This window comes from Oleiphilus sp. HI0079 (assembly GCF_001635105.1).
Genome location: NZ_LWFT01000305.1, coordinates 1 through 1,038 on the forward strand (window position 1 = coordinate 1; position 1,038 = coordinate 1,038).

Consider the following 1,038-nt stretch of genomic DNA (forward strand, 5'->3'; position numbering starts at 1 on the left):
GGTGGACTCCATCTGGTTTCTGCTTGTTCGGGCTCATTGTTGTATGCGAAACAAGGTGGATTAATTTGCTCGTAATCACAATAAAAAAGCCAAAAGCTGCAAGCATAAACTTCATCCTGTTTCGGATGAACCGTGGCTATTGATTCTAGTATTACTGATTCTATTTCCTTGAATATCGACTGAATCTTCGAGTCCATGGACTTTCCTTACAGCTAACGCCGCCAGCAGCGGCCGAGTGAAACGAGGTCCAGCGACCGCAGAAAGTGATGCTGGCTGGCCTTGTTATAGGGCATTCGGTTGTGACTCATCACTGAGGATACTGAAGCCCATATAGGCCAAAAAGATACCGCTTATTGGCCATGCACCGAAAGCATAAAGATAGAATAAAGGTGTTGGATAAATAACGAATGCCGTGCCTGCAACTAGTGGTAATGACCAAGCCAGAGAATACAAAGCGCTCTTTTTAATAGTTGTATGCTCAATACCTTCAATATGCTCCTCGGCTTGTATGATTAATATAAAGCGATCATGCGAAACAAAAGGAAGTGCCAACACTTTAAGTAGGAGTCGAGCAAAATTACCAAAGCCACGACGATTAAGCTCTGTTGAAGCAGCCTCTTGGTTAATGCCCCAGTATCTCCATAGTATGAGATACATGGTTGGTATTTGATCTATAGACATTTTAAGACCTATAACGCCGCTATAAAGGGCAGACAATGCGCAGCATTGGCTGTCCAGCCCAACTTGTTGGGCGATCTTTGATAGCTTGGTTATGCTTGTTGTACATGGCTGTTAGTTTTGAGCAAGATAAAACCAACAAGTAAAACTGTAAATAGTTCACCAGCCAAATAAATATATTGAATAGTGTTGGCCTGGCCAAACGAAAAGAAGCCAACAGTTCGTGCTAGCAACATTGCCCCCATGGTAAGGAGCACGCAGACTAAGCCCAGTTGAACATTTGATTTAATACAGTAGAACATGAATGCACCAAGGCCAATGAATAGCCCTCCGTATGTAGCCATGAACTCCATTTGCGCT

2 protein-coding genes are annotated in these 1,038 nt (G+C 43.3%); both read right to left on the minus strand.

Annotated elements, in window-relative coordinates; genetic code table 11:
* Nucleotides 1-282: 282 nt before the first annotated feature.
* A complete protein-coding gene (locus A3750_RS04190; protein WP_068548036.1) occupies nucleotides 283-681 on the minus strand; it encodes a hypothetical protein in 399 nt (132 codons plus the stop codon).
* Nucleotides 682-770: 89 nt separating this feature from the next.
* Nucleotides 771-1,038, minus strand: a 268-nt coding sequence (locus tag A3750_RS26755; protein ID WP_231871708.1) for a hypothetical protein, incomplete at its 5' end; no start/stop codon positions are given.